This window comes from Microcoleus sp. AT8-B5, assembly GCF_036705565.1.
Classification (GTDB): Bacteria; Cyanobacteriota; Cyanobacteriia; order Cyanobacteriales; family Microcoleaceae; genus Microcoleus.
The window spans coordinates 164,790-180,736 of sequence record NZ_JAUBUY010000003.1 but is presented as its reverse complement, the minus strand read 5'-3'; the positions used below and the strand labels follow the sequence as shown (position 1 = coordinate 180,736).

Annotated in this window: 13 protein-coding genes; 6 read left to right on the top strand and 7 right to left on the bottom strand. The window is 47.1% G+C overall.

The annotated features are described in order from the left end of the window. Nucleotides 1-117 precede the first annotated feature (117 nt). A complete protein-coding gene (locus tag QUB39_RS03640; protein ID WP_333209718.1) occupies nt 118-852 on the bottom strand; it encodes a DUF928 domain-containing protein in 735 nt (244 codons plus the stop codon). A 283-nt stretch (nt 853-1,135) separates the two neighbouring features. After that, a complete protein-coding gene (locus tag QUB39_RS03635; protein WP_333053034.1) occupies nt 1,136-1,876 on the bottom strand; it encodes a DUF928 domain-containing protein in 741 nt (246 codons plus the stop codon). Nucleotides 1,877-2,212: 336 nt separating this feature from the next. Here QUB39_RS03635 and QUB39_RS03630 point away from each other — a divergent pair, with 336 nt between their 5' ends. From QUB39_RS03630 to malQ, 4 genes are all read left to right on the top strand, one after another. After that, the gene (locus tag QUB39_RS03630) at nt 2,213-4,003 is read left to right on the top strand and encodes a CHASE2 domain-containing protein (RefSeq protein ID WP_333053035.1); all 1,791 of its coding nucleotides are present in this window, start codon (nt 2,213-2,215) and stop codon (nt 4,001-4,003) included. Between the two features lie 74 nt (nt 4,004-4,077). Further along, entirely contained in the window at nt 4,078-4,836 is a 759-nt protein-coding gene (locus QUB39_RS03625; RefSeq protein ID WP_333053036.1) for a MinD/ParA family protein, read from the top strand. 174 nt (nt 4,837-5,010) lie between these two features. Continuing rightward, nucleotides 5,011-5,136 carry a photosystem II protein Y gene (locus QUB39_RS03620; protein WP_333053037.1) on the top strand — a complete coding sequence of 42 codons (126 nt, stop codon included), beginning with the start codon at nt 5,011-5,013 and terminating at the stop codon, nt 5,134-5,136. A gap of 460 nt (nt 5,137-5,596) precedes the next feature. After that, nucleotides 5,597-7,105 (top strand): 4-alpha-glucanotransferase, encoded by a 1,509-nt coding sequence (malQ, locus tag QUB39_RS03615; RefSeq protein WP_333053038.1) that lies wholly within the window; start codon nt 5,597-5,599, stop codon nt 7,103-7,105. A gap of 521 nt (nt 7,106-7,626) precedes the next feature. Here the strand turns inward: malQ and QUB39_RS03610 are convergent. Together QUB39_RS03610 and QUB39_RS03605 are read right to left on the bottom strand one after the other, a co-directional pair. Next, on the bottom strand, nt 7,627-8,508 hold the full coding sequence (locus tag QUB39_RS03610) for a RodZ domain-containing protein (RefSeq protein WP_333053039.1): 882 nt from the start codon (nt 8,506-8,508) through the stop codon (nt 7,627-7,629). Further along, the gene (locus tag QUB39_RS03605) at nt 8,505-9,299 is read right to left on the bottom strand and encodes a pseudouridine synthase (RefSeq protein WP_333053147.1); all 795 of its coding nucleotides are present in this window, start codon (nt 9,297-9,299) and stop codon (nt 8,505-8,507) included. Before QUB39_RS03605 ends, QUB39_RS03610 begins: the two co-directional genes overlap by 4 nt. A 546-nt stretch (nt 9,300-9,845) precedes the next feature. On the opposite strand from QUB39_RS03605, the gene QUB39_RS03600 reads away from it, so the two are divergent. Both QUB39_RS03600 and QUB39_RS03595 read left to right on the top strand, forming a co-directional pair. Then, nucleotides 9,846-10,709 (top strand): DUF2993 domain-containing protein, encoded by an 864-nt coding sequence (locus QUB39_RS03600; RefSeq protein ID WP_333209717.1) that lies wholly within the window; start codon nt 9,846-9,848, stop codon nt 10,707-10,709. 352 nt (nt 10,710-11,061) lie between these two features. Continuing rightward, complete coding sequence (locus tag QUB39_RS03595; RefSeq protein ID WP_333209715.1) at nt 11,062-12,330, top strand: transposase; 1,269 nt, start codon at nt 11,062-11,064, stop codon at nt 12,328-12,330. Nucleotides 12,331-12,360: 30 nt separating this feature from the next. Here the strand turns inward: QUB39_RS03595 and QUB39_RS03590 are convergent, their stop codons facing one another. The 3 genes from QUB39_RS03590 to QUB39_RS03580 form a co-directional block, all read right to left on the bottom strand. After that, nucleotides 12,361-13,287 (bottom strand): phosphatidate cytidylyltransferase, encoded by a 927-nt coding sequence (locus QUB39_RS03590; RefSeq protein ID WP_333053043.1) that lies wholly within the window; start codon nt 13,285-13,287, stop codon nt 12,361-12,363. Between the two features lie 349 nt (nt 13,288-13,636). Next, nucleotides 13,637-14,230 (bottom strand): precorrin-6Y C5,15-methyltransferase subunit CbiT, encoded by a 594-nt coding sequence (gene cbiT / locus QUB39_RS03585; protein WP_190659397.1) that lies wholly within the window; start codon nt 14,228-14,230, stop codon nt 13,637-13,639. Between the two features lie 99 nt (nt 14,231-14,329). Continuing rightward, nucleotides 14,330-15,943: an aminotransferase class I/II-fold pyridoxal phosphate-dependent enzyme gene (locus QUB39_RS03580; protein WP_333053045.1), complete on the bottom strand. Its 1,614-nt coding sequence runs from the start codon at nt 15,941-15,943 to the stop codon at nt 14,330-14,332. Nucleotides 15,944-15,947 lie beyond the last annotated feature (4 nt).

Here is a 15,947-nt window from a genome sequence, read left to right as displayed (position 1 = left end):
TTGGGTTGTACCAGGATAAGAACGGGGGCTTGTACCCTGGCTGCTTTCGGTCACTGGATTGAATAATTGAAGAATTGACTATGCAAACACTCAGCAATGATTGGTCAAGAGTCGTTATTAAAAAGACTGAACTAGCGGTTGATCTGCGATCGATTCTAGTCCTTGGGACTGCAACAATTGCGTCCACTCGGTCGTCAGCCGCGAATCATTGGGTGCGAGGCGTCGCATTTCGGCTAGAGTAGCAAGAGTCTCGTACCAAATCCCATTTCTAGCATAAGCAATCACCTTAGCCATAGGGTCGGGATTTGCCAAATCGTTCTTGAGATTTGCCTGGGGTTCAATTCGCTGCATCCATCCTTTAACAATATAATCTCCAGAACGCTCCAGAGGATCGCAGGCTAGCGCAAACGACCACACATATCGCTTACCAACCTCAATATTTTTTGTCTTGTCTTTCTCAGAAAGGCTAACTCCAACAATTCCGGCTTTGTCATTTTTTAAAGTAGTTTCGTAAACTACTTCGGATTCATCTTCGTTTAGCAAAATAAACTCTACTTGAGCCGCTGGTTGAGAAACATATACAAAAAATGTTGGCGACTCTGTTAGCGTTAAACCAATATTGCTTTTAGGTATTAAGGGAGTAATGGATAAACCTTCCCGCAACTGACAGCCTCGATGCGTCCCGCCTTGCCGGTTGTCGGGGGCTGTTACATCGGGAGGTGTGAAATTAACATTCTGACTCAGCAGGATTGGTGCGGGTCCAGCCTGCATCGGTGTCAGCAAACTGGGGAGAGTAACGGCGATCGCCAATACAGTCATCACCAGTGCAGTAAAATTTATAAAACGTTTCATTTTTCCACCAACTTGTAGAAATATTTATAGAGTACATCTCTAATGTTAACCCGGAGTTTTAGCTCCGGGCGCGATCGAGTAAATTTGTCAATCGATTTTAGATTTTAGATTTTAGATTTTAGAGGCGACCCTACGGATAAATGCTCTTTCTTGAGGATTTTCGATTTTGGATTTTGGATTCATTCCACGGATAAATCACGTGGCGGGTACCACATGAAGAAATTCGTGGTCAATTTTCACATCGCCATCGGCCGATCGACAAAACTTCAAGAAATAGCGAGATTTAAAGAGGCGCAACCAGTGGTTGAGCTGCAACTGATTCCAGTCCTTGGGACTGCAATAATTGCGTCCACTTGGCTGTCAGCTTCACATCCCCCGGTGTCTGGCGCCGCATTTGGGCTAAAGTAGCGATAGTTTCGTACCAAATCCCATTTTGAGCATAAACGTTGAGCCTAGTCATGGGGTCGGGATTTGCCAACTCGCTCTTGAGATTTGCCTGCGGTTCAATTCGCTGCACGAACCCTTTAACAACTAAATCCGCAGATCGGTCTTCGGGGTCGCAAACTAGCGAAAATGACCACACGTATCGCTTACCAACTTCAAGGGATTTGTTGTTGTCCACGGTAGCAGGAATAGTAACTCCAACAATCCCAGATTTGTCTAGTTTAAATGTTTTTTCGTAGACGACTTCCTCTTCCTTGTCGTTGAGCACAGTAAACTCTATTTTTGCAGAGGTTTGAGGAACATAGACAAAAATTGTGGGAGAATCCGTTAGGGTTAAACCGATATTAGTTGGAGGTACTAAAGGAGTAATAGATAAACCCGCTGGACAAAGCTTGTTGCCGCGATGTGTTCCTCCTTGTCGGTTGGCGGGGGCTGTTACATCGGGAGGCTTGAAATTAACATTTTGACTCAGCAGAAGCGGCTGGGATTGTGCGCGCATCGGTGCAAGTGAACTGGGTAGGGTAGCTGCGATCGCAGATACGGCGACGGCAAGTGTAGCCCGATGTAGAAAACATTTCATTTTGTTGTACCTTTCACTATAATTGCAAACACAGGCATTCGCTGATGGCGATAAATATTTTTGAGATGCTAGTCGAGGGCGCAGATACACAATTTATACCTTGACATATCATCAATAACATTAATTAATTCGAGCGGCAAGTGGATTCTCTGTCGGAAAAATCCGGTTGCCTAGGTCGCAAGTATCATTGGATACAGTTGGTCGCTACGTAAGGTAAATTTTTGTAACAAAGCGGTCGGAGTTTCCGAGTGTTCTAAGATGGAGGAAGTCTCCGGCAGGTGGGGAATGTGAAACAACTGCTGTTCCAGAAACGAGTCAAACTTTTATGCTGGGATAATGAGTAAAATATCTAACAAAATTCGATCGGCAGTGGCTCAAGTGAGTCAAAGGTATAAACCATCACTCTTCTTGGCTAAGTCTGTATTAATTGCCAGCGCGGCAGTAACATTATCCTTGATGGGAGCCAGACAGCTAGGAATACTCGAACCAGTAGAATTAAGCGCTTATGACCAAATGGTGAGGTGGCGTCCCGATGAACAGCCAGACTCGCGTTTGCTAGTTGTGGGGATTACCGAAGCAGACATTCAGAAACTGAATCAGTGGCCAATATCCGATCGCAAAATAGCTGAAATCTTACAAAAACTGGAAAAAATGCAGCCGGCAGTCATCGGTTTAGATGTACTGCGAGACGTACCTTTAGGAGACGGGCGCGAGGAATTGACTAAATTTTTACAAAAAAGCGATCGAACGATCGGGGTATGTTTAGTCACCGACGGAAGCCCGGACAATCCCGGTTCTCCGCCTGCGCCGGGGCTGCCACAAAACCGGGTGGGATTTGCAGATTTCGGAGTCGATCCCGGTGGCATACTCCGCAGGGCTTTATTATTTATGAAACCGCCGAAAATTGAGGGCAACTCTTCTGCCCAAAAACATCTTTGCAATGACAATTCTCAAGTTTTATATTCCTTCAACCTCCAGCTAGCACTCCGCTACCTGCAAGGGCAAAAAATCTATCCCAAACTGGCACCAGATCAATCTTTATGGCTGGGAGAAACTCAATTAAAACAACTAGCAAGCAATGACGGAGGATACAAAAATGCCGATGTCAGGGGATATCAAATATTAATTAACTATCGTTCCAGGCGGCAAGTCGCAAACCAAGTCAGAATTACCGATGTTTTAGAAGGGAAAGTTGACCCAAATTTAGTTAAAGATAAAATAGTTCTCATCGGTTACACCACAGAAACCGTTAAAGATTTATTTTATACTCCTTACAGTGGGCGACAGCAAAAAAACCAATTCATGCCGGGGATCGTGGCACACGCACAAGTAGTCAGCCAAATTCTGAGTGCAGTTTTAGACAACAGACCGATGTTTTGGTTTTGGCCGGAATGGGCAGAAATCATGTGGATTTCGGCATGGTCAATTGTGGGAGGAACCTTGGCATCCCGGATGGCTCACCCAGCGAAGTTGACGGTGACATTTGGAGCACTGCTGTCCGGGTGCTGCGCGATCGGCTTTGGGATTTTTCTGTTGGGAGGGTGGGTGCCTGTGGCAGCGCCAGCCTTAGCATTAATCGTAACTGGCGGTAGCATTGTATCAGCAGAGAGATTTAATAAAGCCGGATACGGGAAAGCAATTAGCGATCGAGTAAAACAAGTCTTCAAAATCGAAATAGACCAAGCCAAAAAAGAACAGCAAGTCGCAGAAATCACAGAATCTGATTTCTTTAAAGAATTGCAGCAAAAGAAAGATAAACTGAGGATTGGCAAACAAGAAACCTCTGAAAAAAAACTTTCCGAACCCCAAGAAATAATTGCCATTACCCCAGAGCTTCCCAAGGTCGAAAGTCAGACAGACGATTACTTAGCTCAGTTGCAGGAAAAAGCCAAACAGCATCAGCAGCGGGCCGCCGTGAGTGAATCGGAAAGCGGCTCTCAAACGGGTGTCCCGATAGATACCGGTTGTCGTGCTAGTTCAGCCGAAACTAAACCTGATGACGAGTTCAGCGATTTGCAAACCAAAGCCAAACAGATGCGGCAGCGCAGGGGCGGCCAAAAGATGATAAAAGATGAAAAAATTGATAGTTTAGCAGACAAGGAGGATTTGGGGGACAAGGAAGAATGACCGACAACTCGACTGTATCATCGAGAATTGCATCATAATGGGTTCTCCCCGTTTCTTACCCTCATACGCAGATCATGTCCAAAATCATCTCTGTCCACTCTTACCGGGGCGGAACTGGCAAATCGAACACGACAGCAAACCTGGCATCTATTATCGCTCGCGGCGGAAATCGGGTCGCCATTGTGGACACAGACATTCAATCACCAGGGATTCACGTGTTGTTCGGTTTCAGCGAGAGCAATATGGATCGCTGCCTGAACGATTACCTGTGGGGCCGGTGTCCGATCGCGGATACGGCCTACAATGTGAGTTCGCTGCTGCCAAAATTAGCCAGTAACGGCAGCCTCTACCTGATTCCTTCGAGCATTAAAGCAGGCGAGATAGCGCGAGTTTTGCGGGAAGGCTACGACGTGGGACTGCTTACCGACGGCTTTCAAGAACTGATCGAGGTTTTGAACTTAGACTACCTATTTATAGACACGCACCCGGGGCTCAACGAAGAAACCCTCCTCAGCATCACCATTTCCGACATCCTGCTGCTGATTCTGCGTCCGGATCAGCAAGATTTTCAGGGAACGGCTGTCACGGTAGATGTGGCCCGCAAATTAGAAGTTCCCAAGATTTTGATGACGATTAACAAAGCCCCAGAATCGCTGGATTTCGAGGATTTGAAGCAGCAAGTAGAGAGTATTTACGACATCCCAGTGGCAGGGGTACTGCCCCACAGCGACCAGATGATGCTGCTCGCCAGCAAGGGGGTGTTTGCGCTGCACTTCCCTAACGACCCTCTAACTAAGGTTGTGGAAGGGATTGCCAAACAGATTGTGGGATAATTGGTGCAGCGAATGCCGAGATCCGCCCAGGAGTTTCGCTTTCGCTCTCAATTCTTGGGGAGCGATGTCCTCCTGCGTATCCCGAATATTTGCTTAGAGAGTCAGGAGAATGGCGACAAAATGAGATACAAATAGATTATGAGAATTTGTTAAAAAACTTTAGGAGGAGAACTCATGGATTTTGACTTCCGCATACTAATAGTATTGATGCCCGTATTGTTGGCGGGCGGCTGGGCGGCTTACAACGTCGGCGCTATAGCTCTCAAACAAGTGCAGAAATTGTTGAACAAGCAAGCATGAACTAAGCATTATCACCAGTAATTTCGCAGCCGGCTGTTTTTAAAGATACAAAACAGCCGGCTGATTTGTGCATGGGCTCTGCTTAAGTGATGGCTGATTTTTTGTGGGCAATTTACGACTGCAGAGAGATGGGGCAAAACCCAAAAAAAGTTAAGTTTAAAGGTTAGGCAGAAACCGGCTAGGCTCAAGCAACATACTTTGTTGCAGCAAACGAGCCTGGGTAAAAAAACCTAGCTGTGAAAGTAGGGCGATCGTGTAAGTTCGGATTTTGATGTGTTGAACTCTACTGAGGATTTATGAGTAGAGTTATAAAAATATGGGGTCAGCACGCGATCGCAGAAAATATGAGACAATCACAAAAGTATTTGCCCTAACAATCCCCCTAAAAACTACGAAGTTTAACTGGTAGGGAATATCGGTCAAATTGTCAATGTTAAATTCCTATATCTTTAGATAGATTATGCTTTTTCCCCGATCGAGCGGCATATTACTCCACCCCACATCCTTTCCCAGTCGATTTGGCATTGGGGACTTGGGAATGGAAGCATATCGCTTTATTGACTTTTTAGTAGAGAGCGACCAGCTATACTGGCAGCTATTGCCGCTGGGCCCGACAGGATACGGCAATTCTCCTTATTCGTGCTATTCAGCAATGGCGGGAAATCCGCTGCTGATCAACCCAGAACTGCTGCGGGACCAGCAATTGCTCGCAGATGAAGACTTCGCTAATTTACCAGAATTTCCGCTGGATTATGTAGACTTCGATCGAGCGATCGCCCTGAAAGTGCCTTTGCTCAAAAAAGCTTGCGAAAACTTCAAAGCCAAAGCATCCCAGATCCAGCAAAAAGAATTCTCAGGTTTTTGCGAAAGCAAAGAGAATTGGCTGGAAGATTACGCCTTATTTATGGCACTAAAAGATCGCTTTGGCGGTGTTAGCTGGAACAATTGGGAACCAGAAATTGCCCGTAGAGAGCCAGAGTCGCTAGAGAAGTGGCGCCAGCAGCTAAATGCTGAGATTTATTACTACAAATACGTCCAGTTTGAGTTTTTTCGCCAGTGGACGGAGTTGAAACGCTATGCTAATATGCGGGACATTAAAATTATTGGCGATATTCCGATTTATGTAGCTCACGATAGCGCCGATGTATGGTCTCATCGCGAAATATTTTGCTTGGATGAAGCCAGCGGAGAACCAGCTTTAATGGCGGGAGTTCCCCCTGATTACTTCAGCAATACAGGTCAATTGTGGGGCAACCCCGTATACAATTGGGAGAAGTTGCAAGCAACTAATTTTGAGTGGTGGGTGCAGCGTTTTGAAGCGATTTTCTCTTATGTAGATGTGACTCGGATCGACCACTTTCGAGGATTTGACGCTTACTGGGCGGTGAAGCGCGGACAAGAAACTGCGATCGAGGGAGAGTGGATTAAAGCGCCGGGAACAGCTTTGTTGGATCTAATTAATAAGAAGTTTGGCAACTTGCCGATTATCGCTGAGGATTTAGGGGTAATTACTCCAGAAGTGGAAGCTTTGCGCGATCGATACGAGTTTCCAGGAATGAAGATTTTGCAGTTTGCTTTTGCCGGTGGTCCGGGCGATCCTTTTTTGCCTTTCAATTACGATCGCAACTCCGTAGTCTACACTGGTACCCACGACAACGACACGACTGTCGGCTGGTTCAATCAACTGCAAAACTACGAAAGAGATGAGGTTATGCGTTATTTGGGCTGCATCGATCCCCAAGGAATTCACTGGTCTTTAATCCGCATGGGTTGGATTTCTGTTGCTAATATGGCAATTGTGCCGTTTCAAGATTTGTTGGGTTTAGGTACTGACGCGCGGATGAATTTTCCGGGGAAACCAGAGGGAAATTGGGGCTGGCGGTATCGGCCAGAAGCTGTGAATTGGGAAGTGGGCGATCGGCTAAAAACTATGACTTACATCTCCGGGCGCGCTCCTAATAAACATTGATTGTCGGGAAGGGGTAATTGGTAATTGTTAATGGGTAATATCAAACCTGTTAACATCGGAATTATTCCTATCTCTCTTCTCTTTATCTGCGTGAATCAGCGTCAATCCCTTGTCCGGGGCGGTTCAGAAATTATCTTTTCTTGACCGCAGATACAGGCAGATGCAACACAGATTAACGCAGATGAATTCTATCAATTCCGGTTGCACCATCCGTGATTGTTAACCGAAAGCATCCAGGATACCCGCCACGTGATTCATCCGTCCAGAAATAAAAAACCTGTATCCCATGAAACTTGCCGAACGTATTTATCTCGCGCAAGTCAATGCTTCAATTCTAAAATCTAAAATCTAAAATCTAAAATCGATTGACTGTTGACTGGATTTGACTATTCCGATGCAACCGGGTTTGATAGAATGGGTAATTGGTAATTGGTAATGAGTGAATCAAGACGGACATTCTAATTAAACTCTGTGGACTGCCCGCTATTACCTATTACCCATTAACAATTACCCATTAACAGTCAACCTTGATTCTGGGGCGGTGCTGAAGGCTTAAGTTCGCTTGCTTTAAAAACAACTTCTTTAGCGACTCCAGGCTCTCCGAGTTGTTCGGCTTGTCCGTTATTAACAGCAACCATTACCCCGCCGGCGTTACCTGCTACCACTACCAATTGCTTTTGAGCCCCCCAGGTGCGAACAGTCCCGGTCGGCAAAGTTCCCTCAAACTCTGTTTTACCATCGACTTCAACCTGCATCCACGATTCTGCTTTAAAAGTGACGCTAACCATTACTGGTTTATTGCCAGATTTATTTAAATTTTGACCGGTTCTTACTGCTTCGACAGCCTCGTAACTATCCGGTTTCTGATTTTGTGAGGCTCTTGATGCCTCAGCAGCGGTGCGAGCTTGTTCTTGCTGCCCAAGCGCTAGTTCTTCGGCTCCCGCACCGTTTTTTGCGGTAACAGAACCGCTCATCAATTGAGATAAGACATTGACCGAACAGATAATTAGAAATGTGTAAAAGAGGTAGAGGTGCATCGGCCGCAACTGAGGCCCATCTTGCCAAGATAGCTTGGTTATCGATCGGGGCGGCGGTTCGATCGGAAAAAATTCGGCAAACTGAGTTCCGTCCAAACCCATTGCTTCAGCGTAGCGCTTGATCAAACCCTGAGTGTAGACGGGTTCGGGAAGTTGGTCGAGTTGACCGTCCTCGATTGCTTGTAGCAGATTCCGCCGAATCATTGTTACCACGGCTACTTTGTCCAAACAAATCGACTGCTGTTCGCGGTACTGACGGAGTTTAGCTCCTATTTCCGCTAGCTTCTTCTGAGCTGGTTCTGGCTCTTGGGAGTGCAGTTTCTGCTTAGTGGTTTTGAAGAATAAAAACAATAAATTCTTTGTCATATGCTGTGCTCCTGGGAATTTACTGGCACGCTTATTGATGTTAGGTTGACTAGATTCCATAAATAAATAATTTCCGCATCTTCTAGGGGTCGGCAGCAGCCTGGTGGCAATATTGGCGAACCGGGCCGCTGCAATTGAATCGGGCCAATGGCTGTGCGGTGCAGGCGCACCACGGGATATCCCAAGAGCTCGGCTGTTCGCCGAATCTGTCGGTTTCTGCCTTCTGATAGAATGACTTCTAACAGAGTTTGGTCTTGCGCGCGATCGAGAACTTTAACTTTCGCGGGCAAAGTTTTTCGGCCGGACAAGATGATGCCCTGACGCCACGTTTGTAGTATGGGTTCCGGGGGATCGCCGCTCACCCAAACCTGATAAGTTTTGGCGATCGAGTGACGCGGATGGGTCAAACAAAATGTCAGCTTACCATCATTGGTGAGCAAGAGGGCGCCGGTGGAATCTGCATCTAAGCGTCCTACGGGGTGGATGCCTTGACCCGAACGCAGTTGGGGTGGCAGCAAGTCGAGAACTTTCGATCGGGATCTTGGATCGCTGCAAGTAGAAACTACGCCTGCCGGTTTGTTGAGCAACAGATACACCTTTGCGGGTTTATCCGTTGGTTTCACCGGGACTCCATCGACTTGGATGAGATCGCGATCGGGATTCGCTTTTTCTCCTAAGTGAACAATATTGCCATTAACTCGGACTCGTCCAGCTACAATCATCTGTTCTGCAAGACGGCGAGAGGCAATGCCCCACTGGGCGAGGATTTTTTGCAGCCTTTCATCAGACATGACGGGAGTGTGGAAATCCCCAACGAGCCAGCGGTGGGGAGGAAACACGACACGGTTAATTGATTAACCGTACTAGCAATGCTCAATTCCTGGTTGGGAATAAATTATAATGCTGACCAATTATTACAGGACGTCCGGCAAGAGTGCAGATTGTCCTTGTGCCCGGTGCAGATTGTCCTGATGGCATTACCCTGAATGCTGTGCAAAAACTACGACGAAAAGACTCGCGGCAGGCACAGGTTTGCACCGTTGGTTTGCGGCTGGTTTGAAAGGTGTGGGTCTGACCCGACCATAAACCAACACTACCATAAATCCCGTACTCCTGGTTAAATTTATACGCTCGATCGCGAATTTTTCATCGGGATCGCACAACTCGTGAACTACCCAAAGATCCCAAGGGGAGAAAGGTGAGAATTTTTCTGCTTCTGGCGTTGCTGATGCCAGATTTCTGCTTGGTTTTGGAGTTAATCGGACTGGTTTTCATCAACCCTGTTTCTAAGAAAAATCAAAGGTTGACAGCGGTACATCTGTGCAGAAATCGGGTTTTTGAGTCCAGATGTGCAAGTTCTAGTTAAATTTCTGTGCTTGAATATTAAGGTTTATATTCTGAAATTGTTTATGACTGTCGATCGAAACTCTCTTCAATTTGACAATAGAGATGGCGCTGCTGGCTCTGGTGAGACTGTTAATCTGGGCGAGGAACCGGGGAGAGCTTCGCCGAGTCAAGGCAGCCGGATCGCGAGCGCGGTGCTGTCTCCGGCGGTGCAGTTGTGGCTGCGATCGCAAGTTCAGCAGGTGGACGACTTGAAGGTGAAAATTGAGGGGAGCGATCGACAAATCTTCAGCGGTGCGATCCCCAAAGTCACGGCTGCCGCGACAGGTGCTGTGTATAAAGGACTACACCTAACTGAAGTTGCCATAGAGGGCTGTGGCATTCGCATCAACCTCGGTCAAGCTCTCAAAGGCAAACCCCTGCGCCTCCTGGAATCCGTTCCCGTGACAGGCGTTTTGAGGCTCTGTCAGGCGGATTTGAATGCGTCGCTGAAAGCGCCTTTGCTGGCTGATGCTTTGAGCGAATTTTTGCTGCCTATGCTGCCGCTGACAGATAGGGAAAAGTCGCTGAAGTTGCAAAATTCGCAGATCGCAATTGAGGCGGGTGTGTTGACGCTTTCGGCGACAATTTTGCGCGCTGGCGGTAGGCAAATTCCTTTGGTATTGCGGACTGGTTTGCGGATAGCCAGCGGTCGCGAATTGATGTTTGAATCACCCGAAATCGAAATGGATGGAGAATTAAAGAGCAGTGATTTCAATGGTTTTAAAATTGATTTTGGGCCGGAAGTTGAGATAGAAGAGTTGATTTTGAGTCCGGGGGAGATTGTTTGTCGGGGGGGAATTAGAGTTTTACCTTAGTTAGTTGAGAGTTGACAGTTGAGAGTTGACAGTTGACAGTTGACAGTTGACTTTAACCTGGTTCCTCGCTAGAGCCTGGGAATACATACCCAATGCCCAATGCCCAATGCCCAATTCCCAATGCCCAATGCCCAATGCCCAATGCCCAATGCCCAATGCCCAATTCCCAATTCCCAATTACCGATTAACTGTTTGAGGGGGTTTGGGGGAGATATAAGTCCCACGCCATAATCTCCGATTTGGCGTTGGGATACATGGACTCACCCAAGCAAATTTTATCCGGTCAATCAGGCGTAAAATCTGCAATAGGTGAAGGTCTATAGACGGTCAATACCGTGTTATAATTATCTTCATGACACTGATTATGAACTACTGCTACCGAATTTATCCCGACGCCAGCCAAGAGCAGACCATGCTGCATTGGCTGGAAATTTCTCGCAAGGTCTATAATTACGCTTTGCGAGAAATCAAAGATTGGGTGAATTCGCGTAAGTGTAGTTTAGATTATTGTTCCCTGGAACGAGAATATATCATTCCAGCCGACAAGACATTTCCCACCTATTACGCACAACAGAACACACTCCCCAAGGCGAAGAAAGAGTTCCCATTGTTGGGAGAAGCCCCTTCTCAAGTTCTGCAAACTACTATTCGTAGATTGCATGATGCTTGGAATTATTTTCAGTCGCGGGGGTTTGGCTTTCCTCGCTTCAAGAAGTTTGGACAGATAAAGTCCATGCTGTTTCCTCAGTTCAAGACCAACCCGATTACATGGTGGCAGATTGCTCTCCCCAAGGTTGGGAAGATACCCATTAATGTGCATCGACCTATCCCACAGGGGTTTGTGGTCAAACAGGCAAGGGTATTGAGGAAAGCTGACAGATGGGAAGTGGTAATCACAATAGAATCTGACGTATCGATACCCGATGCACAACCTCATGGACACGCACTGGGTATTGACTTGGGATTGGAGAAATTTTTGACAACCTCGGATAAAGAGTTTATCGCTAGACCCCGATTCCTGGCATCCTTGTACCGCAAGCTGGAATTGCTGCAACGTAAGTATGCCAGAACGAAAAAGGGTTCTAAGAACAGTGAGAAAGCTCGAATTAAGGTTGCTAGACTCCACAACCACATCGCGAGTGTTCGGAAAGATTGGCAATTCAAGCTGGCTAATCATCTGTGTACCAAAGAAGATATTGGGATGGTGTTTGTTGAGAACTTGAATTTGAAAGCAATGTCGAGAGGGATGTTGAGAAAACATACCCTTGATGCCGCTTTTGGTCAGTTTCTCAACCTGCTGGAGTGGGTAGCAAAGAAACATCAAGTCTACTTCCTGCGGGTCGATCCAAATGGAACGTCTCAAACCTGTCCTAAGTGCGGAACGCATACGGGTAAAAAAGAACTTTCTGAACGAGTGCATCGATGTAGTGAGTGTGGATATGAGACAGATAGAGATCATGCAGCATCAGAAGTCATTAGGTTGCGTGGTCTAGAACTTAGTACGCTGGGACTCAGCGGAATAGAAAATGCCTATGCAGTCGGTCTGCCGGGGATTGATGAAAGTCAGTCGGCGTCAGAGGCGAAGTCCCGCAAGGGAAGAACTAGGAAAGCCAAATCGTGAGGTTTGGAAGCCTACACTGTAATTTTTGATTCAGTGTAGGAGGATGTCACTTAAAAAAGAGTCGATCGCGGGCAATAGTAAAGTGACAAAATAGTAGACTAAGGGCGCGGTAAAAACATAACTGTCGGTGCGATCTAGAATGCCGCCGTGACCGGGGATCAACTGTCCCGAATCCTTAACGCCGGCGTCTCGCTTCATCATCGACTCAGTTAAATCTCCCAACAGGCTAGCAACCCCAATCAACAGACCAAAAGCAGCCCCAGTATACAGCCACCCCGGCCAGTGTAAATACCAAGAACCAGCGACTGCCACGGCGATGCTGCCGCAAACTCCAAATACGGCACCTTCAACGGTTTTTTTGGGGCTGATGTGGGATAGGCTAGTGCGCCCGAAGAATTTGCCGACAAAATAAGCTCCAATGTCAGCGGCCCAGATGCAGAAGAAAGCCAGCAGCAGCGAAGTCAATCCTAAAGATATATGGCTAGAAGTTGTCCAAGACGGCGGCGAGTAAATGTTAACGGGCAAATTGCTTGCTACTGCTTGCGAAAATTGGGTTGTAGCAAGATTGGCTGGGTCGAGGCCGACTCGCAGCCGTACCCAATAGCTGGGCAAATAACCGCCGTAGAACAATCCTAAAACTGAGGAGGCAATATCGGCGATCGTCGATAATTTAGGTTGGAATAACAGGTAGAAACAGATTAAGGTTCCCGCTAGAGGGAACATGGCATCTACGAGTTCCGGTGCTAGGGCGGCAGTAATTAATAGCCCTTGACTGACGGCTAAGGTAGTTTTGGCAGCGGGTGCAATACCTTTCGCCCTGGCTAATTGAAAATATTCCAATTGGCCTAGGTAGACGATGACTCCAAAGCCGACGGTGAAGTACCATCCGCCCATAATAATCATTCCCAAAGCAAGGGCGATCGCAACTATTCCACTCAGGATACGAGACCAAGGCATAAAATGAATTTCTCTTGCAGACGGCGGTGGATCATTCGATTTTGGATTTTGGATTTTGGATTTTGGATTTGAGATTTGGGATTTTTCTAGAGCACGAGTTGATCCCTTGCACAACTAACCCCCATCCCCCATCGGTCATCCAATATCTCAAGTCAGGCGGTCAATCCAGCTATGGTGGCCCCTATTCTTAAGTATGAAGGTTAAGTGAACTTAAAAAAGATTAAGAATTACATTTAGGAATGGGCATAGGGCATAGGGCATGGGGCATTGGGTATGTATTCCCAGGCTCTGCCGAGGAACCAGGTTAAAGTTAACTGTCAACTGTCAAGTGTCAACTGTCAACTAACTTCTAATCCAGCTTTTCGCCGCTGAGAATAAATATGGGATTGACGGCGGCAAAGGTTTGACTGAGGCCGCGAGTCTCCAAGCGGTTGACGGCGGACTGGACTACTTCGATGTTGCGGACTTGTAACTCGGCGAAACCTTCGGAAAGGGCGTAAAGATTCTCTAAATTCGATGCTGTGGCGACAACTCTACCGTGGGGTTGCAAGTACCGCCAGACTTCTTGGAGAATGGCTTTAATGGGGCGACCTCCTTCGATGCAGACTCGGTGGGGGGGTTGGGGCAGGTTTTCCAGACATTCCGGGGCACTACCTTCTATGACTTCTACGTTGTCGAGCTCGAATCGATCGCAATTTCTGCGAATCAAGCTTGCTACTTCTTCGTCCCTTTCGACGGCAATAATCCGACCTTTGGGACACAGCAAACCTGTTTCTACGGCGATCGTACCAGTACCTGCACCGATGTCCCACACGACTGAATCTGCTTGCAGCCGCAGGTGGGAGATTAACAGCAGTCGGACTTCTCGCTTACTCATGGGAATTCCCGGTAAACGTTCAAATAAGTCATCCGGGATGCCTGGAGTGACGTAGGGCCAAAGCATAGTTATATTTTTGAATTTTGATTTTTGATTGAAGCAAGACCGAAGTTGGAACTCGCGGAAGAAGTAGAAATTCTGCCAATTTCCCCCAAGCCTTCATATTTACTGTCGCACAACCTTGAGAGTTTGGAGGCCGGGATCGCTACAACCTGTGATTTTTCCGCCGGCGGCCAGGATTTGTTGCAGGTAGTCAACGGCTGCTGGGGTAATGATTTCACCGGGCATTAGGACTGGTATTCCTGGGGGGTAGGGACAGATGAGTTCGGCACTGAGGCGATCGACTGCTTTGTCTGCGGGTACTGTTTCCGCTGGAAAAAAGAAAGCCTCGCGGGGGGAGAGGAGAGGGGGAGAGGGGGAGAGTGGGAGAGTGGGAGAGTGGGCAAATCTTCCATCGGACATCGGACTTCTTCTCTCGGACTTCTTCTTTCTTCCGACGGACATCGGACTGACATCCGTTACATCCGTTACATCCGTTACATCCGTTACATCCGTTGCCGAACTTCCTTCTTCCTGACATCCGTTACATCCGTTACAGAATACGTTGCCGAACTTCCTTCTTCCTTCTAAAAGAGTACAAGCTTTAACTAAATTGTCAATATCTAATTCTGTATTTCCCAAGCTGATAATAAATGTTAAATGTTGAGGCATGGGAAGTTCTGCGGTGACGCCGAGTTGAGAGTGCAAAATTTCATCGGCGGCAAATCCTGTGATTCCTAAATCTGATACTTTTACTGTTAGCCTGGTGCGGTCTAATGCTGCAAAACCCGGTGTATTTAAGGGTTCTAAAACTGATAAGCCGGGAATTAGACTGATTCGCGATCGCGCTTTTTCTGCTAGCTGTAAAGTTTGCGCTATTAATTCTTTGCCGTGGAGTGCGATTTGTTGGCGGGCGGCGTCTAGGGATGCTAATAGTATGTAACTCGGACTGGTAGATTGTACTAACTGCAATGCTCTATTTAATTTTTGGATATCTATGCGAGATCCCTTGACGTGCAGCATCGATGCTTGTGTCATTGCACCGAGGGTTTTGTGGATTGATTGTACTGTTAAATCGGCACCCGCTGATAGTGCCGGTTCTGGCAAGTTTGGATGAAAGTTAAAGTGCGCGCCGTGAGCTTCGTCTACTAATAACGGTATGTTGTATTGATGGGTAATTTGGGCGATCGCCCGCAAATCCCCGCAGACGCCGTGATAGGTTGGGTAAACCATCAATACTGCTTTGGCGTCGGGATGTTGTTCTAGGGCTGCGGCTGTAGCTTTTGGGGTGATGCTGTTGGCAATATCCCAATCCGGGTTGTACTCTGGATTGACAAAAATTGGAATTGCACCGGATAAAATTAAACCAGAAATCGCCGATGAGTGGATATTTCGAGGTAGGATAATTTTATCTCCTGGGCTGCAAGTCGCTAAGATGGCGGCGATAATTCCGCAAGTCGAACCGTTAGCCAAAAACCGAGTTGATTTTGCTCCAAATGCTGCGGAGGCTAAGTCTTGAGCTTCAGCAATTGCACCTTCTGGGTTAAAGAGATTGTCTAATTCCGGCAATTCCGGCAAATCCGCTCTAAATACTGCCGCACCGAATAAGTCAATTAGGGGTTGAGAGATTCCTTGTCCGCGTTTATGTCCGGGGGCGTAGAATGGGGCGTGCGGATGATTTGTGCGATCGCGCAAGGCATCTAATAGGGGAGTTTTTGTTTGAGAGTTTGCTGGTGACACGCTT

Excerpts from the sequence above, each read along its gene's own strand:
- cbiT (WP_190659397.1), bottom strand. The coding sequence starts at position 14,230 with ATGCTTTGGCCCTACGTCACTCCAGGCATCCCGGATGACTTATTTGAA.
- QUB39_RS03620 (WP_333053037.1), top strand. The coding sequence starts at position 5,011 with ATGGATTTTGACTTCCGCATACTAATAGTATTGATGCCCGTATTGTTG.
- QUB39_RS03590 (WP_333053043.1), bottom strand. The coding sequence starts at position 13,287 with ATGCCTTGGTCTCGTATCCTGAGTGGAATAGTTGCGATCGCCCTTGCT.
- QUB39_RS03635 (WP_333053034.1), bottom strand. The coding sequence starts at position 1,876 with ATGAAATGTTTTCTACATCGGGCTACACTTGCCGTCGCCGTATCTGCG.
- QUB39_RS03640 (WP_333209718.1), bottom strand. The coding sequence starts at position 852 with ATGAAACGTTTTATAAATTTTACTGCACTGGTGATGACTGTATTGGCG.
- QUB39_RS03610 (WP_333053039.1), bottom strand. The coding sequence starts at position 8,508 with ATGACAAAGAATTTATTGTTTTTATTCTTCAAAACCACTAAGCAGAAA.
- QUB39_RS03605 (WP_333053147.1), bottom strand. The coding sequence starts at position 9,299 with ATGTCTGATGAAAGGCTGCAAAAAATCCTCGCCCAGTGGGGCATTGCC.
- malQ (WP_333053038.1), top strand. The coding sequence starts at position 5,597 with ATGCTTTTTCCCCGATCGAGCGGCATATTACTCCACCCCACATCCTTT.
- QUB39_RS03625 (WP_333053036.1), top strand. The coding sequence starts at position 4,078 with ATGTCCAAAATCATCTCTGTCCACTCTTACCGGGGCGGAACTGGCAAA.
- QUB39_RS03630 (WP_333053035.1), top strand. The coding sequence starts at position 2,213 with ATGAGTAAAATATCTAACAAAATTCGATCGGCAGTGGCTCAAGTGAGT.
- QUB39_RS03595 (WP_333209715.1), top strand. The coding sequence starts at position 11,062 with ATGACACTGATTATGAACTACTGCTACCGAATTTATCCCGACGCCAGC.